The sequence below is a fragment of the Antarcticimicrobium sp. genome (assembly GCF_029212575.1).
Taxonomy (GTDB): Bacteria; Pseudomonadota; Alphaproteobacteria; order Rhodobacterales; family Rhodobacteraceae; genus Antarcticimicrobium.
This window is the reverse complement of the sequence record NZ_JARGPK010000052.1, coordinates 17,921-43,931: the sequence shown is the minus strand read 5'-3', so window position 1 is coordinate 43,931 and position 26,011 is coordinate 17,921. Positions and strand designations below refer to the sequence as shown.

24 protein-coding genes and 2 pseudogenes are annotated in these 26,011 nt (G+C 64.1%); 20 read left to right on the top strand and 6 right to left on the bottom strand.

From position 1 onward, the window contains the following. Positions 1-9: 9 nt before the first annotated feature. The 6 genes from P1U75_RS10700 to P1U75_RS10675 are packed head-to-tail and all read left to right on the top strand — an operon-like array spanning position 10 to position 5,610. Complete coding sequence (locus P1U75_RS10700) at positions 10-927, top strand: NADH-quinone oxidoreductase subunit H (RefSeq protein ID WP_300242990.1); 918 nt, start codon at positions 10-12, stop codon at positions 925-927. Beyond that, on the top strand, positions 927-1,595 hold the full coding sequence (locus tag P1U75_RS10695) for a hydrogenase-4 component E (protein ID WP_300242988.1): 669 nt from the start codon (positions 927-929) through the stop codon (positions 1,593-1,595). The genes P1U75_RS10700 and P1U75_RS10695 overlap by 1 nt, the downstream gene beginning before the upstream one ends. Next, a complete protein-coding gene (locus P1U75_RS10690) occupies positions 1,592-3,034 on the top strand; it encodes a hydrogenase 4 subunit F (protein ID WP_300242985.1) in 1,443 nt (480 codons plus the stop codon). Before P1U75_RS10695 ends, P1U75_RS10690 begins: the two co-directional genes overlap by 4 nt. 7 nt (positions 3,035-3,041) lie before the next feature. Continuing rightward, entirely contained in the window at positions 3,042-4,553 is a 1,512-nt protein-coding gene (locus P1U75_RS10685; protein WP_300242983.1) for an NADH-quinone oxidoreductase subunit C, read from the top strand. A gap of 8 nt (positions 4,554-4,561) precedes the next feature. Beyond that, the gene (locus tag P1U75_RS10680) at positions 4,562-5,074 is read left to right on the top strand and encodes an NADH-quinone oxidoreductase subunit B family protein (RefSeq protein ID WP_300242980.1); all 513 of its coding nucleotides are present in this window, start codon (positions 4,562-4,564) and stop codon (positions 5,072-5,074) included. 32 nt (positions 5,075-5,106) lie between these two features. Continuing rightward, positions 5,107-5,610: a hypothetical protein gene (locus P1U75_RS10675; RefSeq protein ID WP_300243070.1), complete on the top strand. Its 504-nt coding sequence runs from the start codon at positions 5,107-5,109 to the stop codon at positions 5,608-5,610. A gap of 67 nt (positions 5,611-5,677) precedes the next feature. On the opposite strand, the pseudogene P1U75_RS10670 reads toward P1U75_RS10675, so the two are convergent. Beyond that, a pseudogene (locus tag P1U75_RS10670) lies at positions 5,678-6,030 on the bottom strand (hypothetical protein); the annotation flags it as partial. Positions 6,031-6,175: 145 nt separating this feature from the next. Further along, on the bottom strand, positions 6,176-7,105 hold the full coding sequence (locus P1U75_RS10665) for a LysR family transcriptional regulator (RefSeq protein ID WP_300242977.1): 930 nt from the start codon (positions 7,103-7,105) through the stop codon (positions 6,176-6,178). A gap of 117 nt (positions 7,106-7,222) precedes the next feature. Between P1U75_RS10665 and P1U75_RS10660 the strand changes: the two genes are divergently transcribed. The 14 genes and pseudogenes from P1U75_RS10660 to P1U75_RS10595 all read left to right on the top strand — a co-directional run bounded on the left by P1U75_RS10660 (position 7,223) and on the right by P1U75_RS10595 (position 23,628). Continuing rightward, positions 7,223-8,155 carry an SMP-30/gluconolactonase/LRE family protein gene (locus P1U75_RS10660; protein WP_300242975.1) on the top strand — a complete coding sequence of 311 codons (933 nt, stop codon included), beginning with the start codon at positions 7,223-7,225 and terminating at the stop codon, positions 8,153-8,155. Positions 8,156-8,187: 32 nt separating this feature from the next. Next, on the top strand, positions 8,188-9,228 hold the full coding sequence (locus tag P1U75_RS10655) for a TRAP transporter substrate-binding protein (protein ID WP_300242973.1): 1,041 nt from the start codon (positions 8,188-8,190) through the stop codon (positions 9,226-9,228). A gap of 83 nt (positions 9,229-9,311) precedes the next feature. Next, complete coding sequence (locus tag P1U75_RS10650; RefSeq protein ID WP_300242970.1) at positions 9,312-9,815, top strand: TRAP transporter small permease; 504 nt, start codon at positions 9,312-9,314, stop codon at positions 9,813-9,815. Further along, positions 9,815-11,083 (top strand): TRAP transporter large permease, encoded by a 1,269-nt coding sequence (locus tag P1U75_RS10645; protein WP_300243068.1) that lies wholly within the window; start codon positions 9,815-9,817, stop codon positions 11,081-11,083. The genes P1U75_RS10650 and P1U75_RS10645 overlap by 1 nt, the downstream gene beginning before the upstream one ends. Positions 11,084-11,384: 301 nt before the next feature. Further along, complete coding sequence (locus P1U75_RS10640; protein WP_300242968.1) at positions 11,385-11,969, top strand: ANTAR domain-containing protein; 585 nt, start codon at positions 11,385-11,387, stop codon at positions 11,967-11,969. After that, positions 11,966-13,135, top strand: a complete 1,170-nt coding sequence (locus P1U75_RS10635; RefSeq protein ID WP_300242966.1) for an ABC transporter substrate-binding protein — start codon at positions 11,966-11,968, stop codon at positions 13,133-13,135. The genes P1U75_RS10640 and P1U75_RS10635 overlap by 4 nt, the downstream gene beginning before the upstream one ends. A 259-nt stretch (positions 13,136-13,394) precedes the next feature. Beyond that, on the top strand, positions 13,395-14,762 hold the full coding sequence (locus P1U75_RS10630; protein WP_300242964.1) for a CmpA/NrtA family ABC transporter substrate-binding protein: 1,368 nt from the start codon (positions 13,395-13,397) through the stop codon (positions 14,760-14,762). 60 nt (positions 14,763-14,822) lie between these two features. Next, entirely contained in the window at positions 14,823-15,899 is a 1,077-nt protein-coding gene (locus P1U75_RS10625; protein WP_300242962.1) for an ABC transporter permease, read from the top strand. A gap of 5 nt (positions 15,900-15,904) precedes the next feature. Beyond that, complete coding sequence (locus tag P1U75_RS10620) at positions 15,905-17,584, top strand: nitrate ABC transporter ATP-binding protein (RefSeq protein ID WP_300242959.1); 1,680 nt, start codon at positions 15,905-15,907, stop codon at positions 17,582-17,584. A gap of 4 nt (positions 17,585-17,588) precedes the next feature. Continuing rightward, positions 17,589-20,021 (top strand): nitrite reductase large subunit NirB, encoded by a 2,433-nt coding sequence (gene nirB, locus P1U75_RS10615; RefSeq protein ID WP_300242956.1) that lies wholly within the window; start codon positions 17,589-17,591, stop codon positions 20,019-20,021. Then, the gene (gene nirD, locus P1U75_RS10610; protein ID WP_300242953.1) at positions 20,018-20,347 is read left to right on the top strand and encodes a nitrite reductase small subunit NirD; all 330 of its coding nucleotides are present in this window, start codon (positions 20,018-20,020) and stop codon (positions 20,345-20,347) included. The genes nirB and nirD overlap by 4 nt, the downstream gene beginning before the upstream one ends. Continuing rightward, positions 20,347-22,980 carry a nitrate reductase gene (locus tag P1U75_RS10605; protein WP_300242950.1) on the top strand — a complete coding sequence of 878 codons (2,634 nt, stop codon included), beginning with the start codon at positions 20,347-20,349 and terminating at the stop codon, positions 22,978-22,980. Before nirD ends, P1U75_RS10605 begins: the two co-directional genes overlap by 1 nt. Positions 22,981-23,162: 182 nt before the next feature. Next, positions 23,163-23,285: pseudogene (locus P1U75_RS10600) on the top strand (IS5/IS1182 family transposase); the annotation flags it as partial. Positions 23,286-23,346: 61 nt separating this feature from the next. Further along, positions 23,347-23,628: a hypothetical protein gene (locus P1U75_RS10595; protein WP_300242948.1), complete on the top strand. Its 282-nt coding sequence runs from the start codon at positions 23,347-23,349 to the stop codon at positions 23,626-23,628. Here P1U75_RS10595 and P1U75_RS10590 read toward each other — a convergent pair. The 4 genes from P1U75_RS10590 to rpoH form a co-directional block, all read right to left on the bottom strand. Further along, a complete protein-coding gene (locus P1U75_RS10590; protein WP_300242946.1) occupies positions 23,591-23,860 on the bottom strand; it encodes a DksA/TraR family C4-type zinc finger protein in 270 nt (89 codons plus the stop codon). The genes P1U75_RS10595 and P1U75_RS10590 overlap by 38 nt on opposite strands. Before the next feature lie 314 nt (positions 23,861-24,174). Then, entirely contained in the window at positions 24,175-24,306 is a 132-nt protein-coding gene (locus P1U75_RS10585; RefSeq protein ID WP_300242944.1) for a hypothetical protein, read from the bottom strand. 225 nt (positions 24,307-24,531) lie between these two features. Then, entirely contained in the window at positions 24,532-24,696 is a 165-nt protein-coding gene (locus P1U75_RS10580; protein ID WP_300242942.1) for a hypothetical protein, read from the bottom strand. A gap of 166 nt (positions 24,697-24,862) precedes the next feature. After that, positions 24,863-25,765 (bottom strand): RNA polymerase sigma factor RpoH, encoded by a 903-nt coding sequence (rpoH, locus tag P1U75_RS10575; RefSeq protein WP_300242940.1) that lies wholly within the window; start codon positions 25,763-25,765, stop codon positions 24,863-24,865. Between the last annotated feature and the right edge of the window lie 246 nt (positions 25,766-26,011).

Here is a 26,011-nt window from a genome sequence, read left to right as displayed (position 1 = left end):
GGGGTCCAGATGTTCCTGGTCCTTGTGCTCGCGCCGGGGCTGACCGGGCTGGTGCGCAAGGCAAAGGCGCGGCTGACCCGCCGCAGGGGGGCGTCGGTGCTCCAGCCCTACCGCGATCTGTGGCGGCTGATGCAAAAGGAGGTCATCCTCGCCGATAACGCATCATGGCTGTTCCGGGTGTCGCCCTATATGATCGTTGCCGCGACCTGGGTCGCGGCGTCGCTGGTCCCGACCTTTGCGATCGGGCTGGAATTCAGCTGGACCGCCGACTTCATCGCCATCGTCGCCCTTCTGGGCAGCGCCCGGTTCTTCCTCGCGCTTGCCGGCATGGACGTGGGCACGAGCTTTGGCGGCATCGGCTCTTCGCGCGAGATGATGATCGGCGCCTTTGCCGAGCCGGCGATGCTGCTCGTGGTCTTCACGGTCTCCCTCGTCGCGGGGTCGACGCAGCTTTCCAATGTCGTGGCCTTCATGCAGTCCGACGCCGTGGGCGTCCGCGTGTCGCTGGCCATGGCGCTTGTGGCGCTGGTGATCGTCGCGCTCGCCGAGAACGCCCGTATCCCGGTCGACAACCCGGCCACGCATCTGGAACTCACGATGGTGCACGAGGCGATGGTGCTCGAATACTCCGGCCGCCACCTGGCGATGATCGAACTTGCCGCGTCGCTGAAACTGCTGCTCTACGTGGCGCTGATCGGGGCGATCTTCCTGCCGTTCGGGATCGGACCTGCCGGCACCGGGTTTGCCGGGCTTGCCGCCGGGCTGGTGTTCTTTCTGGTCAAGCTGGTCGGCGGAGGCCTGCTGCTGGCGGTGCTGGAAACCTCGGTTGCCAAGATGCGGGTCTTCCGGGTTGCGGAATTCCTTGGCGCGGCGCTGATGCTGGGCCTGCTCGGCACGCTTCTGCTCTTTGTCTCGAGGAGCCTCTGATGCCCGACCTCGCCTTCGACATCGCGCATATGCTGGCCGGCAGCCTCGTGCTGGTCAGTTTCATGATGATCTATCAGGACCGGCTCTCTGCGCTACTGAACACCTTCGCGCTACAGGCCCTCCTTCTGGCTGCCGCGGTCGGCTGGCAGGCCTACATTCAGGGCGCGAGCCACCTTTATGCCTCGGCCGGCATCGCGCTGGTCTTCAAGGCGATCATCGTGCCATGGGCGCTGCACAAGATGATCCAGAGGCTTGGTATCCATCGCGAGGTCGAAACCGTCGTCGGCGTCGTGCCGACCATGCTGGCGGGCATGGGGCTGGTGGCGCTGTCGATCCTGCTGATGCTGCAACTGACCGAAACCGCCGAAAGCGCCCTGGCGCGCGAGGATCTGGCCTTTTCGCTGTCGGTGATCCTGCTGGGCATGTTGATGATGGTCACGCGGCGCAACGCCGTCAGCCAGGTCGTCGGCTTCATGTCGCTGGAAAACGGGCTGATCCTGGCGACCACGGGCGCACAGGGCATGCCCTTTGTCGTCGAGATATCCGTCGCCTTCTCGGTCCTCATCGCCATGATCGTCATCGGGGTGTTCCTGTTCCGCATCCGCGAACGGTTCGACTCGGTGGACACCGAGGCGATCGAGCATTTCCGCGGGGAGAAACGATCATGAGTTTCGATCCCCCGTCCCTGGTCCTGATCGTCCCGGCCGTCGCGGCGGCGATGCTGGCGCTCATGCCGAGCTACCGCGCCAGCGCGTGGATCAATGTCGCCGCAAGCCTGCTGACCTTTCTGGCGGCGGCATCGCTGTTTGTCGTCGAGCGCCCGGAGGCCGGCGATTACCTGCATGTGGACGACCTCAATATCGTTTTCATCGTGCTCAACACCTTCGTCGGCCTGACCGCCGCAGTGTTCTCGGCGAGCTATATCGGGCACGAATTGCAGACCGGTCGGGTAACCCCGGCGAACCTGCGGTTCTACCATGCCATGTACCAGGTCATGATGTTCGGCATGAACCTGGCGCTGGTGTCGAACAACATCGGCCTGATGTGGGTCGCTGTCGAACTGGCGACCCTGTCGACGGTTCTGATGGTCGGGCTGTATCGGACGCACGAGGCGCTCGAAGCCGCCTGGAAATACTTCATCCTCGGATCGGTCGGCATCGCGCTGGCGCTGTTCGGCACCATTCTCATCTACATGGCGGCGCAACCGATCCTGGGCGAGGGCCTGCCGTCGATGGTCTCGAGCAAGCTGATTGCCTCGGCCGCGGAACTCGACCCGAAAATGCTGAACGTGGCCTTCGTCTTCCTGATCGTGGGCTATGGAACCAAGGTCGGACTGGCGCCGTTCCATGCCTGGCTGCCGGATGCCCATGCCGAGGGCCCCACCCCGATCTCGGCGGTGCTGTCCGGGCTTTTGCTGAACGTCGCGCTCTACGTGGTCCTGCGCTTCAAGATGCTGATGGCAGCGAACGAGACCGCCCTGGCGCCGGGGCCGCTGATGGTCGCCCTCGGCCTGCTGTCGCTCGTTTTCGCGGCGGCGATGCTCTATCGGCGCCGCGACATCAAGCGGCTGTTCGCCTATTCCTCGATCGAGCACATGGGGATCATCGTCTTTGCCTTCGGCATGGGCGGCGCGCTGGCCAATTTCGCGGGCCTTCTGCACATGGTGATGCACAGCCTGACCAAATCGGCGATCTTCTTCGCCGTCGGCAGCATCGCGCAGATCAAGGGCACCCAGCGGCTGGCAGATATCCGTGGCCTGACCCAGAGCCACCCGCTGCTCGGCTGGGGCCTGGTGATCGCGGTTCTGTCAATCGCGGGCATGCCGCCGTCGGGCGTGTTCATGAGCGAGTTCCTGGTGGTGACGACAAGCTTTTCGCGCGCGCCGATCCTCGCGCTCGTCCTGGTGTTCGGACTGGTGCTCGCCTTCGCGGCGCTGCTCCTGCACCTGACCGGCGTCGCCTTCGGCGAGCCCTCGGGCGAAGACGAACCCCTGCACAGCACCCTGGTTCCGCTCTGGCTGCACCTGGCGCTGATCATGCTGATCGGGCTGCACATGCCGGGGCCGATGGTCGAATGGTTCCGCTCCGTCGCGGCGCTTTTGGGATGAGGCCGAGATGAGCAGACCCCCCAAACTCCTCTGGACCCGGTCACGCGACTTTCGCGCGCTCCCGTTCCAGGTCTCCGACGTTCCCCCGGCCGGCTGGACGGCACTGGGAACCCTGTTGGCCGAGGGAAAGATCACCCTGCTCGGCCTCTGGGCCGAGGCCCCCGGGGTGGCGATGGCGCTATACGACCCGGCAACCCGGCGTGTCGCCGTGACGCGGGTCAGGTCCCGGCGCGGCGCAGTGCCGTCGATCGGGGCCAGCCACCCGCCGGCGCAGCGGCTCGAACGCGCCGCGGCCGATCTGACCGGGCTGCGCTTCGAGAACGCCCCGGACCCGCGCCCATGGCTGGATCACGGCCGCTGGGACATCGCGCATCCGCTGGCGGGCGGCGCCCCCCATCCCGGCCAGCCGCCCTATGCCTTCCTGCCCGTCAAGGGCGAGAGCCTGCACCAGGTCCCGGTCGGCCCGGTTCATGCCGGGACCATCGAACCCGGGCATTTCCGCTTCACCGCCCAGGGCGAAACCGTCGTGCGCCTCGAAGAGCGGCTCGGCTATGTCCACAAGGGGATCGAGCGGCTGATGCAGGGCGCCGACCTGGCCCGCGGTGCCGAACTGGCCGGCCGGGTATCGGGCGACAGCACCGTCGCCTATGCCTGGGCCTTTGCCCAGGCCGCCGAGGCGGCGCTGGAAATCGAGGTTCCGGCCCGGGCGTTTTTCCTGCGCGGGATCATGGCGGAGCTCGAGCGGCTGGCCAACCACCTCGGAGATTTCGGTGCGATCTGCAATGATGCCGCCTTTTCGATGATGCTGGCACAGGCCAGCGTCTTGCGCGAAGAGGTCCTGCGCGCGGCCAGCGATTGTTTCGGCCACCGCTTCATGCGTGACCGCATCGTGCCAGGCGGGGTGACGGCAGACCTCTCCGCGGAGGGCGCATCGCGGCTTCGCGCGCTGTTGGATCGCATTCGCGACCGTTTCCCGGTCCTGGTCGATCTTTACGACAATACCGCCTCTCTGCTCGACCGGACCGTGGGCACCGGATGGTTGAGCCCGACGCTGGCAGGGCAATTCGGGGCGGGCGGTTTCGTCGGGCGCGCGTCGGGGCGCGATTACGATACCCGCCGCGATCTGCGCTATGCCCCCTACGACATGGTGCAGGTCGAGGTGGCCGGGCGGAAGGAAGGTGACGTGAACGCCCGTGTCTGGATCCGCATCAAGGAGGTGGAACACAGCCTCGGGCTGATCACCCAGATGCTCAACACCCTTCCCGCGGGGCCGATCCTTGCCGAGCCGGTCTCACTTGGAGAGACCCGATCCGGCCTCGGTCTTGTCGAGGGGTTTCGCGGCGACATTCTTGCCTGGCTGTCGCTTGACGCGGACGGGCGTATCGCACGCTGTCACATGCGCGACCCGTCCTGGTTCCAGTGGCCGCTGTTGGAAGCCGTCATCGAAGGCAACATCATCGCCGATTTCCCGCTCTGCAACAAATCGTTCAACTGCTCCTACTCGGGGCACGATCTTTAGAGGCTCATATGCGCAGGTTCATTCTAGAAGGTCTTATCGGGCGCGCGCTGACCGAAACCGCGCCGGGGCCGGACGCCGAGGCGCTGGAACAGATCGCAGCCTCACTGTCGGCCCGCGCCCGCAAGCGGCTGGGTCGCAGCCTGGCGATCCGCCAGGTCGATGCCGGGTCCTGCAATGGCTGTGAGCTTGAAATCAACGCCCTGTCGAACCCCTATTACGACCTCGAACGTTTCGGGCTGCATTTCGTCGCCTCGCCGCGGCATGCCGACGTTCTGATGGTCACCGGCCCCGTCACCCGGAACATGGCCGAGGCGCTGCAGCGCACCTACAACGCAATGCCGGCACCAAAATGGGTGATCACGGTCGGCGACTGCGCGCTGGATGGCGGATGTTTCGCCGGCAGCTACGCGATCACGGGGGGCGTGTCCGACGTCGTCCCGGTCGATATTCACGTTCCCGGCTGCCCACCGGAACCTGTAAAACTGCTGTCGGCGCTATGCGCCATGATTGCCGGCAACTAGGGCAACAGCCGGCCCTGAACAGGTGATACAAAATGTTCAGCGTGTTTCCGTCGGGGCTCTTCGCGGCCAATTTGCAGGCGATCCTTGTCGTGACGATCACTGCTGTCTTTTTGCTGATCGCCTGCCTGCATGGCGCGCCGCAAGGACAACCGCCGCTAGCTGTCGATGAGGCCTCGGCCGCCAAATGGATGGCCAACCACGCGGGCCTATTGCGGCATTTCTTCCTGTTGTCCGCGATCAGCCTGGTCGTGGCGAGGAAGAGATTTTTCACGCGTCACTGGAGGACCCTGCGCCATGAGGCGCACAGGCTCAGCCCGATCACCCCGAACCGAGAGGTGCATTCGATACACGCTCAACTCGTCGTGGCGACCATTGCCTTTGCGATAGCAACGCTGCAATCCCCGCCGGATTTGGTGGTTGCCCTCCTGAGCCCCTTGGGCCCCCCCTGGATCTCGACCGCATTATGGTCCGGGACGATGAGCATCGTGACAGCGGCGTTCTTGGCCTGCGCGGTTTCGGCACAGCGCGCCCGGTGAAGACGGTTGTCCCTGTTGTCAGATGGAGTCGAACCCGTCTCTGCCTGCCCGGACTCGCTGCCCCTTCTGCGGCGCAGAGATCGCGTCCATCGGTCAGAGCGGCAGCACGGTTCCGTTTGAAATCTGATATGGAGGGGAGGAGGCGCTCCGAATTGAAATGGTCGTAAATCGAGGCGTGAACGGTAGCGAATTTCTGCAGGTTTCGCTGCCGCCGAAAGCGCAACATCGCAGGTGACCGTCGTCGCAAAGGCAAGTGCGAATTCTCAGCCCTTCAGTTCAACCGGCGCCCCGTTTCCTGGCGTTGACCGGCGCCGATGCCACTGGAACCGCACGGCCTCGTGGCTGGCGTGGATGCGGCGTTCGTGCTGCTGAACTTCAACGTGACGCACGTGAAAGCGGAAATCTGACGTATGCCACCATCGACAACAGGATGACCTCGCGGCTCGTACGAAAGTTGCGGCTTGGATTGTATAGGTCATGATCGGATGTCACCTGTCCGCCCCGCCCAGCTTACCCCCATCGCCTCGACAGGACCGAGTCCACATACGTCACGCAATACAGCGCCTCATGGCTCCGGCACCGGAGGATGGACGAAAAGCGATTTCGCGGCTTCGGTCCGGAAGAAGGCAGTACAGCATTGAGCGAACGCGAGAGCGTTCCGACCAAGCCCCCCTCCCTTCCGTGTCGCAAGGACGATACGGGGCACATGGTGCTGCGGCACGATCGGGCGGCAGGCGACCTCCAGGCCGGAATAGGTCCGGTCGGTAAGCGGCTTGATGTTCAGAACCGCAACCCCGAGATTGGCCGCCACCGCGCTGCGCACCATCTCGAAGGAGGCAACGCGCCGGATGTCGCGCGGTCTCAGGCCGGCCCGCTCGAAAAGGCCGACGGCATATCGGCTCGATTGCGGCAGGTTCAAGAGCAGCAATGGGCGGTCGACCAATTGTTCCAGCGAAACAACGTCCTGCCGTGCAAGCGGATTGCTTGCGGCAACAACGGCATGCGGTGGGGCGTCGGCGAGGATTTCGAGCTCGAAATCCTCGGGCATACCATTGTCATATGACAAGAGCAGATCGACCATGCCTGACCTGAGATCGTCCTGAATCCCGATCATGTCTCCCTCCCGCAGGTTCACGACAATGCCTGGGTGGCGCGTCTGCATGTCACGGATCACCTGCGGCAGGATGTTGGGCGACAGGGAGCTGAAACAGGCGACCTCGACGCCGCCTTCGAGGTGGTCGCCCTCCGTCGTGAGTTCGCTCTGGAAGGCGCGAACCTCGTCAAGTAGCCGAATGGTGCGTTCGATTGCGCGCTTGCCATCGGTCGTCAGGGCCAACCCGCTTGCCCGCTGGCGGACAAAGACATGGATGCCAAATTCCTCCTCGAACTTGTCGATGGCGAGGAAAACGGAGGACGGGGATACATTGAGCATCCGTGCCCCGCCTGAAACCGAGCCTGCGCGCGCGGCGGCGACGAGGTATTCGAGTTGGCGCAAGGATGAATTCATACAGGAATTGTATAAGGCTTACGTAAAAATAGCAATTTGTGTTCTTATCGGGAGCGGCTAGGCTGATGCACGCCAAGAGGATCGCAGCTGTGGGAGGTTGGCCGCGTGATTGACTTGCAGGTCGCTTCGGCGGCAACCCATTCCATCGACTGTATCTGGCGGGGACCGGCGGCCCTGGGAGAAAGCCCCTTGTGGGACCATCGTTCGGGCCGGCTCTACTGGATCGACAGCCTGGCGCACCGGATCTGGTTCCGGTGCGAAGTCAGCGGCGAAATCGCCAGCTGGGAGCAACCGGGCGTCGTCGGCAGCATCGGCTTGTGCAAGGGCGGCGGGTTGGTCGCGGCCATAGACAACATGGTTGGTCTGGTGGATGCGGAAACTGGCGTCTTCACAGCCATGGGCGATCCGGTTCCGCTGCCTGAGGGCGCGCGCCTGAACGATGGCAAGGTGGATCGGGCCGGTCGGTTCTGGTGCGGCTCGATGAACGCGCGATTCGACGCCGCGATCGCCGAGCTCTATCGCTTCGACACCGACCTGGCGTGGCAAAAGATGGACAGCGGGTTCGTGGTATCCAACGGCATCGCGTTTTCGCCAGACGACCGTTTCCTTTATTTTTCGGACAGCCGTTCCGATCGGTCGTTCCTCTACGACTTTGACCTCACCCGCGGAACGATTGCGCGCCGCAGGCCCTTTGTGGACACCGGCGCCTACGACGGACGCATCGACGGTGCCGCGGTAGACCGGGACGGAAACTATTGGGCGGCCCTGTTTGACGGATGGGCTGTCGGCTGTTTCGACCCCGAAGGACGGCTTACCCGCAGGATCGCGTTGCCGGTGCGCTGCCCGACCATGTGCACTTGGGGCGGGACGGAATTTGACCGGCTCTATGTCACCTCGGCCACGTTCCTGATGGACCCGGAGGAAAGCGCAGCGCAGCCGCTTTCGGGGGGATTGTTCGAAATCACCGGGCTCGGCACAATCGGCCTGCCCGAACCGGAATTCGGCGCCGAAGGGAGCGGAGCCGGACACGCCCCTTGACGGGGGCCCAATGACAAAAGGGAGGAAATAACATGACTTTCGAAAGACTTGGAGTTGTCGGCTTCGCACTGATCGGTGCGCTTATGCTGTTCGGGTTGACGCAGGCTGTGTCCGCCGAACCGCGAGTGACATTGCAGTTCGCGCACTGTTGCCCGGCCGAGCACACCTATGGGATCTATGCCCATCAGTTCGCGGATCGCGTCGCCGAAAACTCGGATGGCGAAATCGCCATAGAAGTCCTGGACGGTGGTGTCCTGGGCAGCGAACAGGCCATCGCGCAGAAGGTGCAGCTTGGGGTGGTGGCAATGGGCGGCATCACCTCGAACAACGTGGCGCAATTGGCGCCGTCGCTGAACGTTCTGGTCCTGCCCTACATGCTGGACGGGGTCGATGACCTGACCGGAGAGGGCGGGCTGTTGCGGTCGGGGGCCTATCGCGACGCTATGAACGAACGGGTGCTGGCCGAAAGCGGCAGCCTTAAGGTGATCGGCGGCTTTACCAATTCCTTCAGATCGATTTTCGCAAAGGACCAATGCATCGACTCGATCGATGACCTCCAGGGGCTGAAAATCCGGGCGCCGAAGAACCCGGTGATGACGGCGATGTGGGACAGCTGGGGAGTGTCCACCTATCCCATCGCCTGGGGCGAGACATTCGGCGCGGTGGCGACCGGGGTTGTCGACAGCTTTGACAGCCCGACCGACGTGATCCTCAACATGGGCTTTCACGAGCACATCAAATTCGTGACCGAGGCCAGTTATCTGCCCCTGGCCGCCGTGGTGATCGTCAACAACGACATCTTTCTGGGTCTCAGCGAAGCCGATCAGGCGGTGCTGTTGAAATCCGCCGATGAAGTCGACCAGTCGCACGCCGCCTATGTTGCCGCGAACGTCGACCGGGTGCGCAAGGAACTGACCGAAAACCATGGCGTGACGTTCTGCAAGCTCAAGGACGCCGAGGTTTGGAAGGAAAAGGCCCAGGGCGCCTGGCCGCAGCTGTTCGAACTTGTGGGCGGCGGCGAAGCCTGGGTCGAGCAGACCCAGCGCTACAAGGAAACCGGCACTCTGAACTGACCGCTCGGCCCTGTCCGGGTTGACCCCGGACAGGGAACAACCCGAGGCTGGTCAGGAGTAATCCGCTGGCGGAGTTTTCCAATATGCTTGATCGACTATCCTTCGGCTTCAACCGGCTGGAGCTGGCGCTGGCAAACCTGAGCCTGCTTGTGCTCGTCGTGGTGCTGGCCGCGCAGGTGTTCTTTCGCTACGTGCTCGGAGTAGGTCTTGCATGGAGCGAGGAAATCTCGCGCTTCGCCTTCGTCTGGTTCGTCTATGTCTCGGCAAGCCTCGCGGCACAAAAGGGCACGCATATCCGTGTAACCCTGGCGACGAAGTGGGTTCCCGGCGGGCGCAAGGTGTCGCTGCTGCTGGCGGATGCGATCTGGGTCGTGTTCAACGGTTTCGTCGTGGCGGCGGGTATTCTTCTGCTGCAGAGAATGTTCAAATACCCCTCCTACTCCACCTCGCTGTTCGTGCCGCTCGCCTATATCTATGCGATCATTCCTGCGGCCCACGCCCTGATGATCCTGCGGATCGTGCAGCGGCAGGTGGCAGCGTGGTGGCATGGGATCCCGCTGGTCGCTGGCGAGGGGGATGATCTGTGATGGTATTCGTCCTGATCTTTCTCGCCTGTCTGTTTCTCGGTGTACCGATCTTCGCAACGCTGGGGGTGCCGGTCCTTGTCGAGCTGGTCATGTCACCGATTCCATTGGCCTCTCTCGCACACAGCCTGTTCGATGGGGTCGACAAGTTCCCGCTGTTGGCGATCCCCTGCTTCGTCCTGACCGGGGCGATCATGGCGCGTGCGGGGATCACCGACGATATCGTGAACGTGATGCGCGCCGTCGTGGGGCGTGCCTGGGGGGGGCTCGCCATCGTCACGATCCTGAGCTGCATGTTCTTCGCTGCGATCTCGGGATCGGGCCCCGGCACGGTGGCGGCCATCGGAACCTTGCTGATCCCGGCGATGCAACGCGACGGATACCCGCGCGACTTTGCCGCCGCCGTGACCTCATCGGGCGGGACGCTCGGAATTCTGCTGCCGCCCTCGAATCCGATGATTGTCTATGGGGTCCTGGCCAGTGTTTCGATCGGGGATCTCTTCCTGGCGGGGCTGGTGCCGGGCATCCTGATGGGCGCATTGCTGATCGGCACAACCTACCTTTTGTCACGGCGCAAGGGTTATCGCGGCAATCCGGTGCCTTTCGACGCACGGACCTTCCTGCGGTCGGTCTGGGTCGGGAAATTCTCGCTCGCCACGCCATTCGTCGTTCTGGGCGGGATCTACGGCGGGATCTTCACCCCGGTCGAAGCCTCGGTGGTCGCCGTGGTCTATGCGACGCTGGTCGCCTTCGCGGTCAAGCGCAACATGGGGCTGTCCGATTTCTGGTTGGCCCTGAGCGAGGCGAGCACGGTTTGCGGCGGGCTGGTCGTGATCATGGGAACGGCGGTTTTCTTCGGCGAATTCCTGGCCTTGAACCAGATCCCGCAAAAAGTGGCCACAACCCTGATGACTGTGACCAGCGATCCGACCCTGATGCTGCTCTTGATCAGCGCGATCCTGATCGTGCTCGGCATGTTCATGGAAACCTTGTCGACCATCATCATCCTGACACCGATCCTGCTGCCGCTGGTGCGACAACTGGGGATCGACCCGATCCATTTCGGTATCATCCTGGTGGTGACGAGCGAGATCGGCTTCCTGACCCCACCGCTCGGCGTAAACCTTTTCGTCGCCAGCAATATTGCGCAACTGCGGATCGAGGACGTGGCACGCCGGGTTCTCCCGTTCATCGCCACGATCATCGTCGGCCTGCTGGTGCTCATCTGGTTCCCGCAAATCAGCCTGGTCTTGCTGGAGCTCAAACGCTAGCCGTGCGGTCGGCGCTGTCAAACGGATGAGAACCAGTTTCTGCGAGGGCAGCAGGCCCGCCCCTTGTGACGCAGCGAGTTGGCGCCCCTCGGAGAGAGCTGCGTCGCGGTTCTTCTCGGAATCGGCTCGGGATGCCAGGGTTGCCTTCGTGTGGCACCACCCGCGCTCAGCTTGCCGGGTTTTCCAAGGATTGCCTAAAAAACCGGACAACGGGCAAAGCCACCGCGCCCGGCACGTCGGTTCGAAACGAAAAATTGCATCAGCCATTGTGCGATGTGATCCCACGTTGCACTTAGGCTGCATGCAAAACAGGCTGACAGTCGTAGTTGTAGAAGAGGATCGCGACCGAGCCATCGGGATTGTCGACGCGCTCAAGGAGAGCGGGGACTGCGAGGTTTTCCTGATCGCCCATCACAGCGCGCTGGCACGCAAGATCGCGGCACATGCGCCCGACATCGTGCTGATCGATATCGACAACCCGACCCGCGACATGATGGAGGAGTTGACGCTTGCCTCCGGCCCGCTGGATCGACCCGTTGCCATGTTTGTTTCCGGCGCTGCGGGTGGCTTGGCGCAGGCGGCGATCGAGGCGGGGGTGTCGGCCTATGTGGTTGATGGGTTGGCGCCTGAGCGGGTGAAACCCGTCATGGACACCGCCATCGCCCGCTTCAGCATGGTCCGCAGGATGCGGCAGGAACTGGCCGAGACCCGACGTGCGCTGGAGGAGCGCAAGGTGATCGACCGCGCCAAGGGCCTGTTGATGAAGGCCAAGGGCATCGACGAGGACGCAGCCTATGCGCTGTTGCGCAAGACGGCGATGGACCAGGGTCGCAAGGTGGCCGATGTGGCCGAGGCCCTGGTCACCGCGGCGGGGCTCCTGGGATGAGGCGCGTCACGCTCCCCGTCGCCTACATGCCGCTGGTGGATGCGGCGCCGCTGATCATCGCGCAGGAAATGGGTTTTGCCGAGGACGAGGCCATCGCGCTGGACCTGATCGCCGCGCCGTCCTGGTCCTCGCTGCGCGACATGCTGGGTTTTGGCCGGGTGGATGCCGCGCATATGCTGTCTCCGGTGCCGGTGGCCATGGGGCTGGGGCTTGGCGGCATGACAGCCTCGCTGGCCGCCATTTCCGTGCTGTCGGTCAATGGCAACGTGATCGGCATAGGCCGCCCGCTGGAAGACAAGCTGCGCGCGCAGGGATATGGCTTCGACTTCGCGGATGCACGCGCGGCGGCGTCTGCGCTGAAGTCCGCAAGCAGCGGTAAGCTGGTGTTCGGCGTGCCCTTTCCCTTTTCCATGCATGTGGAACTGCTGCGCTATTGGGTGGAGCGCACCGCGCTTGGCGCAGACAGCATCGAGATCCGCACCGTCCCGCCGCCGCTGATGGCAGAGGCGCTGGAAGCGGGTGACATTGACGCCTTCTGCGTCGGAGAGCCCTGGGGCTCTGTCGTTGTCGATCGGGGATTGGGGGCGCTGCTGCTGCCCGGCAAGGCGATCTGGCAGGGGGCGCCGGAAAAGGTGCTGGCCACACGCACCGACTGGGCCGAGACCGAGCCGGACCTTGTCGGCCGGCTGATGCGCGCGGTCTGGCAGTCCAGCCGCTGGCTTGCCAAACCGGAAAGCCGGATCGCGGCGGCGGAAATCCTGTCGCGTCAGCGCTATCTCGACCTACCCGCCGAATTGATCGACCGCGCCCTGTCCGGGCGCATGATCCTGTCGGGCCATGGGGAACAGCGCCAATGCGACGACTTCCTGCGCTTTCATGGCGCGGCGGCCAGTTTCCCCTGGCGCAGCCAGGCGAAATGGATCGCACATCGCCTGGCGCGGGCGCATGGGCTGAGCGCGGACCCCGATACCGCCGCCCGGGTGTTTCGATCCGATCTCTATCGTCAGCACATGACACAGACCGATGCGGACCTGCCCGGCGCCTCCGAGAAACTGGAGGGGGCGATTCACCATCCAACCGCCGTGGGCTCCACGCGAGGGCGACTCAATCTGTTGCCGGATCGTTTTTTCGATGGCGCGGTTTTCGACCCGGACGCCCCAGAGTGATCGCTTTTTGAGCAGTCAGGCGCGGCGGCGGCAACAAGCCGGCGGATCGGTCGGAAAATTCTGGATCTCCATGCTGCACCGCCGCATAGTCGGGACATCGGCCTGCAACGGGGTGGGTCGATCCGAATTCTTCCCAACGACAGGGATAATCTGAGCAAGGTCGCTCGCTTTCCGCCGACAGGAGTCGGAGGTCAGTGGACGGCCTTTTTTGCGTTTTTCCCGGTTCCTCCTCTCACCGGGTGCATCGAAAGGACGAATGATGAGAAAGTTTCTCCTTGGCCTTGCGGCCACAACCGCCCTGGTCAGCCCGGCCTTTGCCGAAATGCTGGACCTGGAAAAGGACGAATTGACCTTCGGCTTCATCAAGCTGACGGATATGGCGCCGCTGGCGGTGGCCTACGAGCAGGGCTATTTCTTCGACGAGGGGCTGTTCGTGACGCTGGAAGCGCAGGCCAACTGGAAGGTTCTGCTCGATGGCGTGATCGACGGAAAACTGGACGGCGCACATATGCTGGCCGGTCAGCCGCTCGCCGCGACCATCGGGTTCGGCACCGAGGCGCATATCATCACCCCCTTCTCGATGGATCTGAACGGCAACGGCATCACCGTGTCGAACGAGGTCTGGGAGCAGATGAAACCGAACATCCCCGCCGATGCCGAGGGAAAGCCGATCCACCCGATTTCGGCCAAGGCGCTGGCACCGGTGGTCGAAACGTACAAAAACGCGGGCAAACCGTTCAACATGGGTATGGTGTTCCCTGTCTCCACCCACAATTACGAGTTGCGCTACTGGCTGGCGGCCGGCGGGCTGCACCCTGGCTATTACTCCAAGGACAATATCTCGGGCCAGATCGGCGCCGATGTGCTGTTGTCCGTGACGCCGCCGCCGCAGATGCCCGCGACGCTGGAGGCCGGCACGATCCATGGCTACTGCGTGGGCGAGCCGTGGAACCAGCAGGCGGTGTTCAAGGGCATCGGCGTGCCGGTGATCACCGATTATGAGCTGTGGAAGAACAACCCCGAAAAGGTCTTCGGCATCACCGCGGAGTTCGCCGAGCAATACCCGAACACCACGCTGGCGGTGACCAAAGCGCTGATCCGCGCCGCCATGTGGCTGGACGAGAACGAGAATGCCAACCGCATGGACGCGGTCGAGATGCTGTCGCGGCCGGAATACGTTGGCGCGGATGCCGAGGTGATCGCGGCCTCGATGACCGGCACCTTCGAATACGAAAAGGGCGACAAGCGCGAGGTGCCCGATTTCAACGTGTTCTTCCGCTACAATGCCAGCTATCCGTTCTATTCCGACGCGGTCTGGTACCTGACGCAGATGCGCCGCTGGGGCCAGATCGGCGAGCCCAAGCTGGACAGCTGGTATGACGAAGTCGCCCGCGACGTCTACAAGCCCGCGATCTACCTCGAAGCGGCCCGGATGCTGGTGGATGAGGGGTTGGCGAACGAGGCCGACTTCCCCTGGGACAGCGATGGCTACAAGGCGCCAACCCCGGCCGCAGATGTCATCGACGGCATTGCCTATGACGGCAAATCCCCAAATGCCTATCTCGACAGCCTGCCGATCGGCCTGAAGGGCGATCAGGTTGTCGTTGGCACTGAGCTGAAGGGCTGAGCGCAGCAAGGGCGGGGGGCTTCCCCCCGCCACCCCTCTCCAGATCCGGAAAGAAGCTCCATGACAACCGCCGATCCGAATTTCACCGAGACCGCAGACCGCGAAGCGCGGCGCGCGCGGCTTTTCACCCGCATCAATGCCGCTGACAAATGGTTCCAGGTGCTGGGCCTCACCTGGCTTACGCCCATGCTCCGGGCCGCCGCCGGCGACAACCCGCGCGCGCAGGCGAAAGAGGTCTGGCGCCTTCTGGCCGTGCCGCTGCTGGCGATCGCCGCCTTCCTGCTGCTCTGGGGTGTTCTGGCGCCAAGGGTGCAAACCTCTCTGGGCGCGGTGCCCGGCCCCGCGCAGGTCTGGGAGGAAGCCGTCAACCTGCACCAGGACGCGCAGGCCAAAGCGGTCAAGCGCGCGGAATTCCAGGCCAAGGTCGATCAGCTCAACGCGCGCCTGATCGCCAGCGGCAGAGAGCCCAAGGACCGTGCCTATACCGGTGCCCCGAGCTACTACCAGCAGATCTGGACCTCGATCCAGACCGTGTTCTTCGGCTTTCTGCTCGCCACGGTCGTCGCGGTCCCTCTCGGCATCCTCGCCGGGCTGTCACCCACCGCCAACGCCGGGCTCAATCCGTTGATCCAGATCTTCAAACCGGTCTCTCCGCTGGCATGGCTGCCGATCGTGACGATGATCGTCTCGGCGCTGGCCGCCACAGAGGGCGGATTGTTTCCCAAGAGTTTTATCATCTCCGCCGTCACCGTGACGCTGTGTTCTCTCTGGCCCACATTGATCAACACGGCGCTTGGCGTGGCCAGTATCGACAAGGATCTGGTGAACGTATCCAAGGTGCTGAAGATGAACACCCGGACCAAGATCTCCAAACTGGTCCTGCCCTCGGCGCTGCCGCTGATCTTCACCGGGCTGCGCCTGTCGCTCGGCGTTGGCTGGATGGTGCTGATCGCGGCCGAGATGCTTGCCCAGAACCCGGGCCTTGGCAAGTTCGTCTGGGATGAGTTCCAGAACGGTTCCTCCTCCAGCCTCGCCAAGATCATGGTCGCGGTGCTGACTATCGGCATCATCGGATTCCTGCTGGATCGGGTGATGTTCGCGCTGCAGTCGCTGTTTACTTTCACGAACAACCGGTGAGCGTCATGAGCATTCTCAAACTCGACAACGTGTCGCAAAGCTTTGGCACCGGCCTGCACGCCAGCCATGTGCTGAAAGACATCGACCTGGATGTGCAGGAAGGCGAGTTTCTTGTGCTGCTCGGCTTTTCCGGCACCGGCAAGACAACGCTGATCAACCTGATGGCCGGGCTGGCGAGCCCGTCCAGGGGCAGCGTCACCTTCAAGGGCGCGCCCATCACCGGGCCGGGCCCCGAGCGCGGGGTGATCTTTCAAAGCTATTCGCTGATGCCCTGGCTGACGGTGAACGGCAACGTCGGGCTGGCGGTGGACACGGTTTTCCCCGGTCTCACGAAACGTGAAAAGGCCGAAAAGGTCGCGCATTACGTCAATATGGTGGGCCTGAGCCATGCCGCCACGCGCCGCCCGGCAGAGCTGTCCGGGGGCATGCGCCAGCGGGTCAACGTCGCCCGCGCGCTGGCCATGAGCCCCGAGATGCTGCTGCTGGACGAGCCGCTCTCGGCGCTCGATGCGCTGACCCGCGCCAATCTGGCCGACGAGATCGAGCGGATCTGGGAGGCCGACAAGAAGACCTGCGTGCTGATCACCAACGACGTGGACGAGGCCATCATCCTCGCCGACCGCATCATCGCGCTGAACCCCGACGGCACCCTGGGCGAGGAATTCACCGTCACCATCCCGCGGCCGCGCGACCGGATGGCGATGAACACCAACGACCGGTTCAAGCGCCTGCGCGCCGATGTCACCAAGTACCTGATGGACGTGGGGATCGAGGCCAAGGTGGAGGGCACCCGCGCCCTGCCCCGTGTCGCGCCGATCCATGGTGTTCCTGCGGCGGTGAAAGACGCGCAAAACGGCCTGATCGACAATCGCTTCGTCGATTTTTCCCACCTGCACAAGATCTATCCCACGCCCAAAGGTCCGCTGACCGTGGTCGAGAATTTCGACCTGAAGATTGACCGGGGCGAGTTCATCAGCCTGATCGGGCATTCAGGCTGCGGCAAATCCACAGTGCTGACCATGGCCGCCGGCCTGAACGAGATTTCCAAGGGGGCGATCAAGCTCGATGGTCGCCATGTCGAGGGGGCGGACCCGGAGCGCGCGGTGGTGTTCCAGTCGCCCAACCTCTTTCCCTGGCTGTCCGCGCGCGAGAATTGCGCCATCGGCGTGGACAAGGTCTATCCCAGGGCGTCGCAGGCCGAGCGGCAGGAGGTGGTGGAATACTATCTCGAACGCGTCGGGCTGGCCGATGCGATGGACAAGCCCGCCTGCGACATGTCGAACGGCATGCAGCAACGTGTGGGCATCGCGCGCGCCTTTGCGCTCTCGCCCAAGCTGCTGTTGCTCGATGAGCCCTTCGGCATGCTCGACAGCCTCACCCGCTGGGAGCTGCAGGAGGTACTGATGGAGGTCTGGTCGCGCACCAAGGTGACCGCGATCTGCGTCACCCACGACGTGGACGAGGCAATTCTGCTGGCCGATCGTGTGGTGATGATGACCAACGGCCCGCAGGCCACGATCGGCAAGATCACCAAGGTCGATCTGCCCCGCCCGCGCAGCCGAAAGGCGCTGTTGGAGCATCCCGACTACTACACCTTCCGGCAGGAGGTGCTCGATTTCCTCGAAGAATACGAACACGGCGCAAAGCCCAGGACACCGGCCCCCAAGGCCCTCGCCGCGGAGTGAACCCATGACACAGAAACTGGTAATCATCGGGGCCGGCATGGCCTCGGGCCGGGTGATCGAACACCTGGTCGAAGAGGCGCCCGGCGCCTATGACATCACCCTGTTCAACGCCGAGCCGCGCGGGAACTACAACCGCATCATGCTGTCGCCCGTGCTTTCGGGGGACAAGACCTATGATGAGATCGTTACCCACGACGCGGCGTGGTACGCGGCCCAGGGCATCACCTGCCGCTTTGGCGAGCATGTGGTCGGCATCGACCGGGACAGGAAGATCGTCGAAGGCGAAAAGGGGCAAGTTCCCTATGACAAGCTGATCATCGCGACCGGATCGGCCCCCTTCATCATCCCGGTGCAAGGCAAGGATCTGCCCGGGGTCATCACCTACCGCGATCTCGACGATACCAACGCCATGATCGACGCGGCCCGAACGGGCGGCAAGGCGGTGGTGATCGGCGGTGGCCTGCTGGGCCTCGAGGCCGCGGCGGGACTGGCGGAGCGCGGCATGGAGGTGACCGTGCTGCACCTGATGGGCCACCTGATGGAGCGGCAGCTGGACGAGGCCGCCGGCTATCTTCTGCGCCGCGACCTGGAAAAGCGCGGGATCACCATCAAAACGCGGGCCTCGACCGCCGCCATTCTGGGCGAAAGCCAGGTGGAGGGCGTTCTGCTCGAGGATAACACCGGGCTGGAGGCGGACCTCGTGGTCATGGCGGTCGGCATCCGGCCCGAAACCCGGCTGGCCAACGATGCAGGGCTCGAGGTGGCCCGTGGCATCGAGGTGAACGCGCAGATGCAAACCTCGGACCCCGATATCTACGCCGTGGGCGAATGCGTCGAGTTCGACGGCCACCTCTTCGGCCTCGTGGCGCCGCTCTACGACCAGGCCAGGGTTCTGTCCCATTGCCTGATGGACCAGCCCGATGCCTTCGTGGTCAGGGATATCGCCACCAAGCTCAAGGTCACGGGATGTGACCTGTTCAGCGCCGGCGATTTCGCCGAGGGTGCAACGCGCGAGGATATCATCTTCCGCGATCCCGCGCGGGGCGTCTACAAACGGCTGGTCATCGAGGATGACCGTCTGGTCGGCGCGGTGATGTACGGAGATACCGCCGACGGCACCTGGTTCTTCGGGCTGATCAAGGAGGGCACCGACATCGACGGGATGCGCGATACGCTGATCTTTGGCCCGGCCTATCAGGGGGGAGACGCCGCGGACCCTCTCTCAGCCGTTGCAGCATTATCGCGTGATGCGGAGATCTGCGGCTGCAACGGCATTTGCAAGGGCACCATCGTCGATGCCATCGCGCACGGCGCCACCGAGCTTGGCGCGGTCAGGGCGCAGACCAAGGCCAGCGCCTCTTGCGGTACCTGCACCGGGTTGGTGGAGAAGCTCCTGCAGGTCACCCTGGGCGATGATTTCCATGTGCCCGCTGCGCAGCCCGTTTGCGGCTGTTGCGATCTGCCCCATGAGGACCTGCGCCGCCTGATCAAGTCGCAGGAACTGAAAAGCCAGGAAGCCGTCTGGCAGGAGCTGGGCTGGAAAACCCGCAATGGCTGCCATATCTGCCGCCCGGCGGTGAATTTCTACCTGCTGGCGGACTGGCCGATGGAATATCGCGATGACCCGCAAAGCCGTTTCGTGAACGAACGCAAGCATGCCAACATCCAGAAGGACGGTACATTCTCTGTCGTGCCGCGCATGTGGGGCGGGATCACCAACCCGCGCGAGTTGCGCGCCATCGCCGACGCGGCCGAGAAATACAATGTGCCGACCGTGAAGGTGACCGGTGGCCAGCGCATCGACCTGCTTGGCGTGACCGGCGAAGACCTGCCGGCGATCTGGGCCGATCTGAACAAGGCGGGCCTGGTCTCCGGGCATGCCTACTCCAAGGGTCTGCGTACGGTCAAAACCTGCGTCGGCACCGATCACTGCCGCTTTGGCACGCAGGACAGCACCGGGCTCGGTATCAAGCTGGAGCAGATCCTCTGGGGCAGCTGGACCCCCCACAAGGTGAAGCTTGCCGTCTCGGGCTGCCCGCGCAACTGCGCCGAGGCCACCTGCAAGGACGTCGGCATCATTTGTGTCGACAGTGGCTATCAGCTGGGCGTCGCCGGGGCCGCCGGCATGGACCTGAAGGAAACCCAGCGGCTGGCCGATGTCAGGACGGAACAGGAGGCGATCGACCTCACCATCGCCTTCATCCAGCTCTATCGCGAGAATGCCAGGTATCTCGACCGCCCCTATCGCTGGGTTGAAAAGGTGGGCCTCGACTGGGTCAAGGCCCGGGTGGTCGATGACCCGGAGGAGCGCGCGCGCCTGATCGCGGCATTCGACCTGTCCCAATCCATCTATCGCCGCGACCCCTGGGCCGAACATGCGCAACAGGCAGAGCGGTTCCAGCCGCTGGCGGACCTGACACTGGAGGCTGCGGAATGAGCTGGATCGACATTTGCGCGATAGACGACATCCCCTTGCGCGGGGCCCGAAAACTGAAAACCGCCCTTGGCTGTGTCGCGGTCTTTCGGACCGGCACGGCAGAGGTCTTTGCCGCCTCCGACAGATGCCCGCACCGGGGCGGGCCGTTGTCCGAGGGGATCGTCCACGGCCAATCCGTCACCTGCCCGTTGCACAACTGGGTCTTTGACCTCAACACAGGGCAGGCGCAGGGTGAAAACGGGAGCATTGCCACCTATCCGCTGCGGGTTGAGGCAGGCCGCGTTCTGATCGACGGCACCGGCCTGTCGGGTCGGAGTGCGGCGTGATGGCGGATGGCACGGACCAGCCCTGGACACGCTCCACCTGCCCCTATTGCGGTGTGGGCTGTGGTGTGCAGATGCGCACCGACGGAACGGGTGGGCTGGAGGTGCGCGGCGACGCTGCACACCCGGCCAATCACGGCCGGCTGTGTTCCAAGGGCTCGGCGCTGGGCGAAACCGTCGGGCTGGATCACCGTCTTCTGGCCCCGCGCGTGAACGGGCGGCAGGTGCACTGGGACCACGCGCTGCAACTGGTGGCGGACCGCTTTCGCGAAACCATCACGCAACATGGGCCCGACAGCGTGGCCTTCTACGTCTCCGGCCAATTGTTGACCGAGGATTATTACGTCGCCAACAAGCTGATGAAGGGGTTCATCGGCTCGGCCAATATCGACACGAATTCGAGGCTTTGCATGTCCTCTTCGGTCGCGGGGCACAAGCGCGCCTTTGGCACCGACACGGTTCCGGGAACCTACGAGGATATCGACGAGGCCGATCTGGTGGTTCTGGTCGGCTCCAACCTTGCCTGGTGCCATCCGGTGACGTACCAGCGACTGCTGGCGGCGCGAAAGGCGCGCGGGACCAAGGTGGTGGTGATCGACCCGCGCCGGACCGCGACATGCGATCAGGCCGATATGCATCTGGCGCTTGAACCGGGGTCCGATGTGGCGCTGTTCAACCGGCTTCTGACCGAGATCGAGGCCAACGGAGCGCTTGACCGGGCGTATCTGGCCAACACCCGAGGCATTGAGGCCGCGCTGCGCGCCGCCCGTGCTGACGACGCATCGCTCACCGGGTTGGACGAGTCCGAGATCGCCGCCTTTTGCCAGCTCTGGATAGGGACCGAGCGCGTCGTGACGATCTACTCCCAGGGGGTGAACCAGTCCACCTCCGGCACAGACAAGGTCAACGCCATCCTCAATTGCCATCTGGCCACCGGCCGCATCGGCAAGCCGGGCCGCGGCCCCCTGTCGGTGACCGGTCAGCCCAACGCCATGGGCGGTCGCGAGGTGGGGGGGCTGGCCAACATGCTGGCCTGTCACCTCGATCTGGAGAACGCCGATCACCGCAGCGCGGTGCGCGCGTTCTGGGGGGCGCCGCGCCTGCCCGAGGCGCCAGGGCCGAAGGCGGTGGATATGTTCCGGGCGGTGGCGGACGGTCGCATCAAGGCACTGTGGATCATCCACACCAACCCGGCCGTTTCGATGCCAGAGGCCGATGCGGTGCGCGATGCCATTGCCAGCTGCCGCTTTACCGTTGTCAGTGACATCACCGTCCGTACGGATACCGCAAGGCTGGCCGACGTGGTCCTGCCCGCCACCGCCTGGGGCGAAAAGGACGGCACCGTCACCAACACGGACCGTACCATCAGCCGCCAGCGCGGCCTGCTGCCCGCCCCCGGTCAGGCGCGGCCCGACTGGGACATCCTGGCCGAGGTCGGACGCCGCATGGGATTTGCCCGCGCCTTCGATTACGACAGCCCGGCGGAGATTTTCCGCGAGCATGCCGCGCTGTCCGCGATCACGGGGCAGTTCGGGCGGGATTTCGACATTTCCGCCCTCCGCGACTTGAGCGACAGCGCCTATGACTCGATGCAACCGCAACGCTGGCCGATCACCGCACAGCGTAGGGGCGGGCGGTTCTTTGGTGACGGCATGTTCTTTCATTCTGACGGCAAGGCGCGGCTCCTGCCCGTCTCATGGCGGGCGCCTGCCGCAGCAACAGGGCCACGCTACCCGTTCCGTCTGAACACCGGACGGTTGCGGGACCAGTGGCACACGATGACGCGCACCGCGCTGTCGCCGCGCCTGTCGGCACACCTGGCCGAGCCGTTTCTGGAGATCCACCCGGCGGACGCCCGCCGCCTTGGGATTGAAGCCGCCGATCTGGTGACGGTGAACAGCCCCACGGGCCGGGCCATCTTGCGCGCGCGCCTCACCGATGCGGTGAAACCCGGACAGGTCTTCGCGCCGATACACTGGACCGGGGAAACCGCGCCATCGGCCCGGATCGACGCGGTGGTGGCGGCGGCAACCGATCCCGTCTGGGGCCAGCCCGAAAGCAAGGCCAGCGTGGTGGCGGTGGCCCGGCTTGACGCGGCCTGGTACGGATTTGCCGTCTCGGCCAAACCCATGACTCTGACGTCGGACTACTGGGCGCAGGCCCGCACGCTGAGGGGATATCGTGCGGAACTGGCGGGGCTGCGTGATACCGGCGAATGGGAGGCCGAGGCCCGCAGGCTCTTTGCGGCACCAGAGGCTTTTGCCACCACGATCCTGGATTCCAAACGCGGAACGGCGCGAATTGCGTTGCGTGACAATGGTGTCGTGATCGGCGCGCTCTTTATCGCGCGGCGGCCCGTCGCGGTGATGCGCGACTACCTCGCCACTTTGCCAGGAACGACCGGCCCCGACGGGCTGACGGGCCGCCCGGCCGCGGACGCCCCCAACCCCGGCCCGATGCTCTGCTCCTGCTTCGGGATTGGCGTCAACGCCATCATCGAGGCGGTGGAAACCCGTGGGGCCTTGAGCGTGGAGGCGATTGGCGAGGCACTTGGCGCGGGCACCAATTGCGGCTCTTGCCGCCCGGAGATCGCGGAATTGTTGCATGGCCTGACCACGCGGCAGGCGGCAGAATGAGCCTTGCGGAGCAACTGCGCAGGCGGACTCATGTGTGGACGGCTCCGGTTTTGCAGGGATTGATTTGAGCTGTTGGCGATCATTGCGGGGTGCGGTCATGTGTCCGGCCTTTGTGCGCGGCGCTACAAACGCCGCAACCGCCCCTCACGTGACATTGCTGCGCAATGCACTGCCGGGCAGTGATCGAGATCATGTTCGGCAGGCTCAAGGACTGGGGTCGTCGTGTCGCGACCAGATATGATAGGTGCCCCAGGCTCTTTTGCTCATCTATCGCTCTCGCCGCAATCGTCATGTTCTGGCTATGAAACGAGAACGAGTCTTGAACACCTAGGCCGCCCCGCCTGAGGCAACAGGGGACCCTTGCAAGTGAGCCGCAATCACACAACCCAACTGAAAGACCGCCTGCGCCCCGTGCTGACGCGCATCCGCGCCCGCGTGCCGCGCGCGCTGCGTTTCGTGCTGGGGCTGCTGATGATCGTCGGCGGGGTGTTCGGCTTCCTGCCCGTGCTCGGGTTCTGGATGGTGCCGCTCGGCATCATGGTGGCGGCCCTCGACGTGCGGCAGTTCCTGCGCCGGTGGCGGCAGAAACGGAACCGGCGGAAATCCGCCCCTATTTCAACTGGCTGTCCTTGGACCCGCGCCGGTTGATGCCGCCGCGCGCCTTGTGAACGCCGTCGCGCTCCTGCTGGCAGTCGATGCAGAGCTTGACACCGGGGATCGCCAGGCGGCGCTTCTCCGGGATCTCTTCCTCGCATTCCGCGCAATGGGTCAGGCTTTCGCCCAGCGGCGCGCGCCGCGTCCTGAGCCGCGCCAATTCATCGTTGATCGAGGCTTCGATCTGTTCGCTCACCGCGCCGTCGCGCGCCCAACCGCCTGCCATGGCCGCCCTCCCTTGCGCAAAAACCTATGCCCTGCCGCGCCTTTTGCCTAGGGGGAAGCCAGAATTCGCTTTGCGCGCGCCTGTCGCGACCGACGGGCGCGCGAAACCAGCGAACGAGAATGCTCAGGCGATACGGTCATCCGGCAATGGCCTGGCCGCGCGGGCCTTTGCGCCTCTGGATCCGCAAGGAGCGACGCGCCGATCCGCAAGGTGACCGGCGAAAACAAGGTTTCGGTACGGCGCCCGGCTGAATGGACGCCGACACCCCGAACCCCGGAAGGCGGGCGCGTAGTGCACCCGCCCGGGCCGCGGCCCTATCTGCCTTTTTTCGCGCCCAGCGTGAGCGGCTTGGCGGCACCGGAATTCGCGGTCGCCAGAACCTTCGGCTTTTCCTGCTTGGGCTTCTTGGCTTCCTTGTTGCCGCGCTTACTGTTGCCTTTTCCCATCGTTGTCTCTCGCAAAGAAATGTCCCGCCGGCTACAGGCCGGGGGGATCGTCCCTCAGGAAAATCAGGGTTGCCCGACAAGGGTCAGGTCGATGATTTTGGTGAGTCACATCGGCAACCGAGTCGTGGCTGTCCTGTGCAATGGGATTTTACGCCGATGCCCAGACTTCCGCAAGCGTCAGCAGCGACTCGGGCATCGAATACGGGGGCAATGGGAAAGGGGGCGTCAGCCCTTTTTCCTGGTCTCGGCCGCCGCCTTCATGCGCGCCAGCAGTTCGGATTTCGCCTTGGGCGTGCCGAACGGGTTCTTGTCGGTTCCGGCGGCATTGTGTTCCTGGTGGCGCGGAGCATTCCTGCCCGGCTTCGGAGCGCCGGATTTCGCATAGTTCATGGCCATTCCTTCAAGACTGGGACGTTTTGCAAAGGGTGATGCCGCAAAAACCCCCGCCGCACAAGACGGAGCCGATGGGCCGCCCCCCGGCAACAGCCGGCCCCAACGCAAAGGCCCCGCCGGCGTGTCACGGACGGGGCCCTGTGTTGTTCTGCGGAACCGGTCCTTATCCGGCGGCCGGGATCAGCATGCCCTTTTCCTTGGCCAGCTCCCGCATCCTCTGCTGCAGCTTTTCAAAGGCGCGCACCTCGATCTGGCGGATGCGTTCGCGGCTGACGTTGTACTGGCCGCTCAGTTCCTCCAGCGTCACCGGCCGTTCGGCAAGGCGCCGCTGGGTCAGGATGTCCTTTTCCCGGTCGTTGAGCACGTCGAGCGCCTGCGCCAGCAGTTCCCGGCGCGTCTCCAATTCGTCCCGAGCCTCATAATCGCCAGCCTGGTCGGCATCCTCATCCTCCAGCCAGTCCTGCCACTGCATGGTGCCTTCGCCTTCGGAGCCGACCGTGGCGTTCAGCGAGGCATCGCCGCCCGACATCCGGCGGTTCATGCTGATCACCTCTTTCTCGGTCACCCCGAGATCATGCGCGATCCGCTCGACGTTCTCCGGGCGCAGATCGCCCTCTTCCAGCGCGCCGATGCGGGCCTTGGCCTTGCGCAGGTTGAAAAACAGCTTCTTCTGCGCGCTGGTGGTGCCCAGCTTTACCAGGCTCCAGGACCGCAGGATATACTCCTGAATGCTGGCGCGGATCCACCACATCGCATAGGTCGCAAGCCGGAATCCCTTTTCCGGGTCAAAACGTTTGACCGCCTGCATCAGGCCCACGTTGGCCTCCGAGATCACCTCGGCCTGCGGCAAGCCATAGCCGCGATAGCCCATGGCGATCTTGGCCGCCAGCCGCAGGTGGCTGGTCACCATCCTGTGGGCCGCCTCGGTGTCCTGTTCCTCGACCCAGCGCTTGGCCAGCATGTATTCTTCTTCCGGCTCCAACAGGGGAAACTTGCGAATCTCCTGCAGGTAACGATTCATCCCCCCTTCGGGCGAAGGGGCCGGCAGATTTCCATAATTCGCCATTGTCGTCCGTCGTCCTCGATGTTTATGAGCTTAACATTCACTTAAGTGAGCGCGTATGCCTTTTCAAGGGACCGCGCTTGATCCTTTCCACGCAGCATCAGCGCATTTCCGTCGCCGTGACAGCGAAAAAAGCGCGCGCTCGCGCGCAGTTGATCTGCGGGGAAACGTGTATAGCACGATCCTGCCGAGGAACAAAAGAAAAACCATGCGAATTTGCATGGATTGCCTGCGGATTTCGTGAATTTC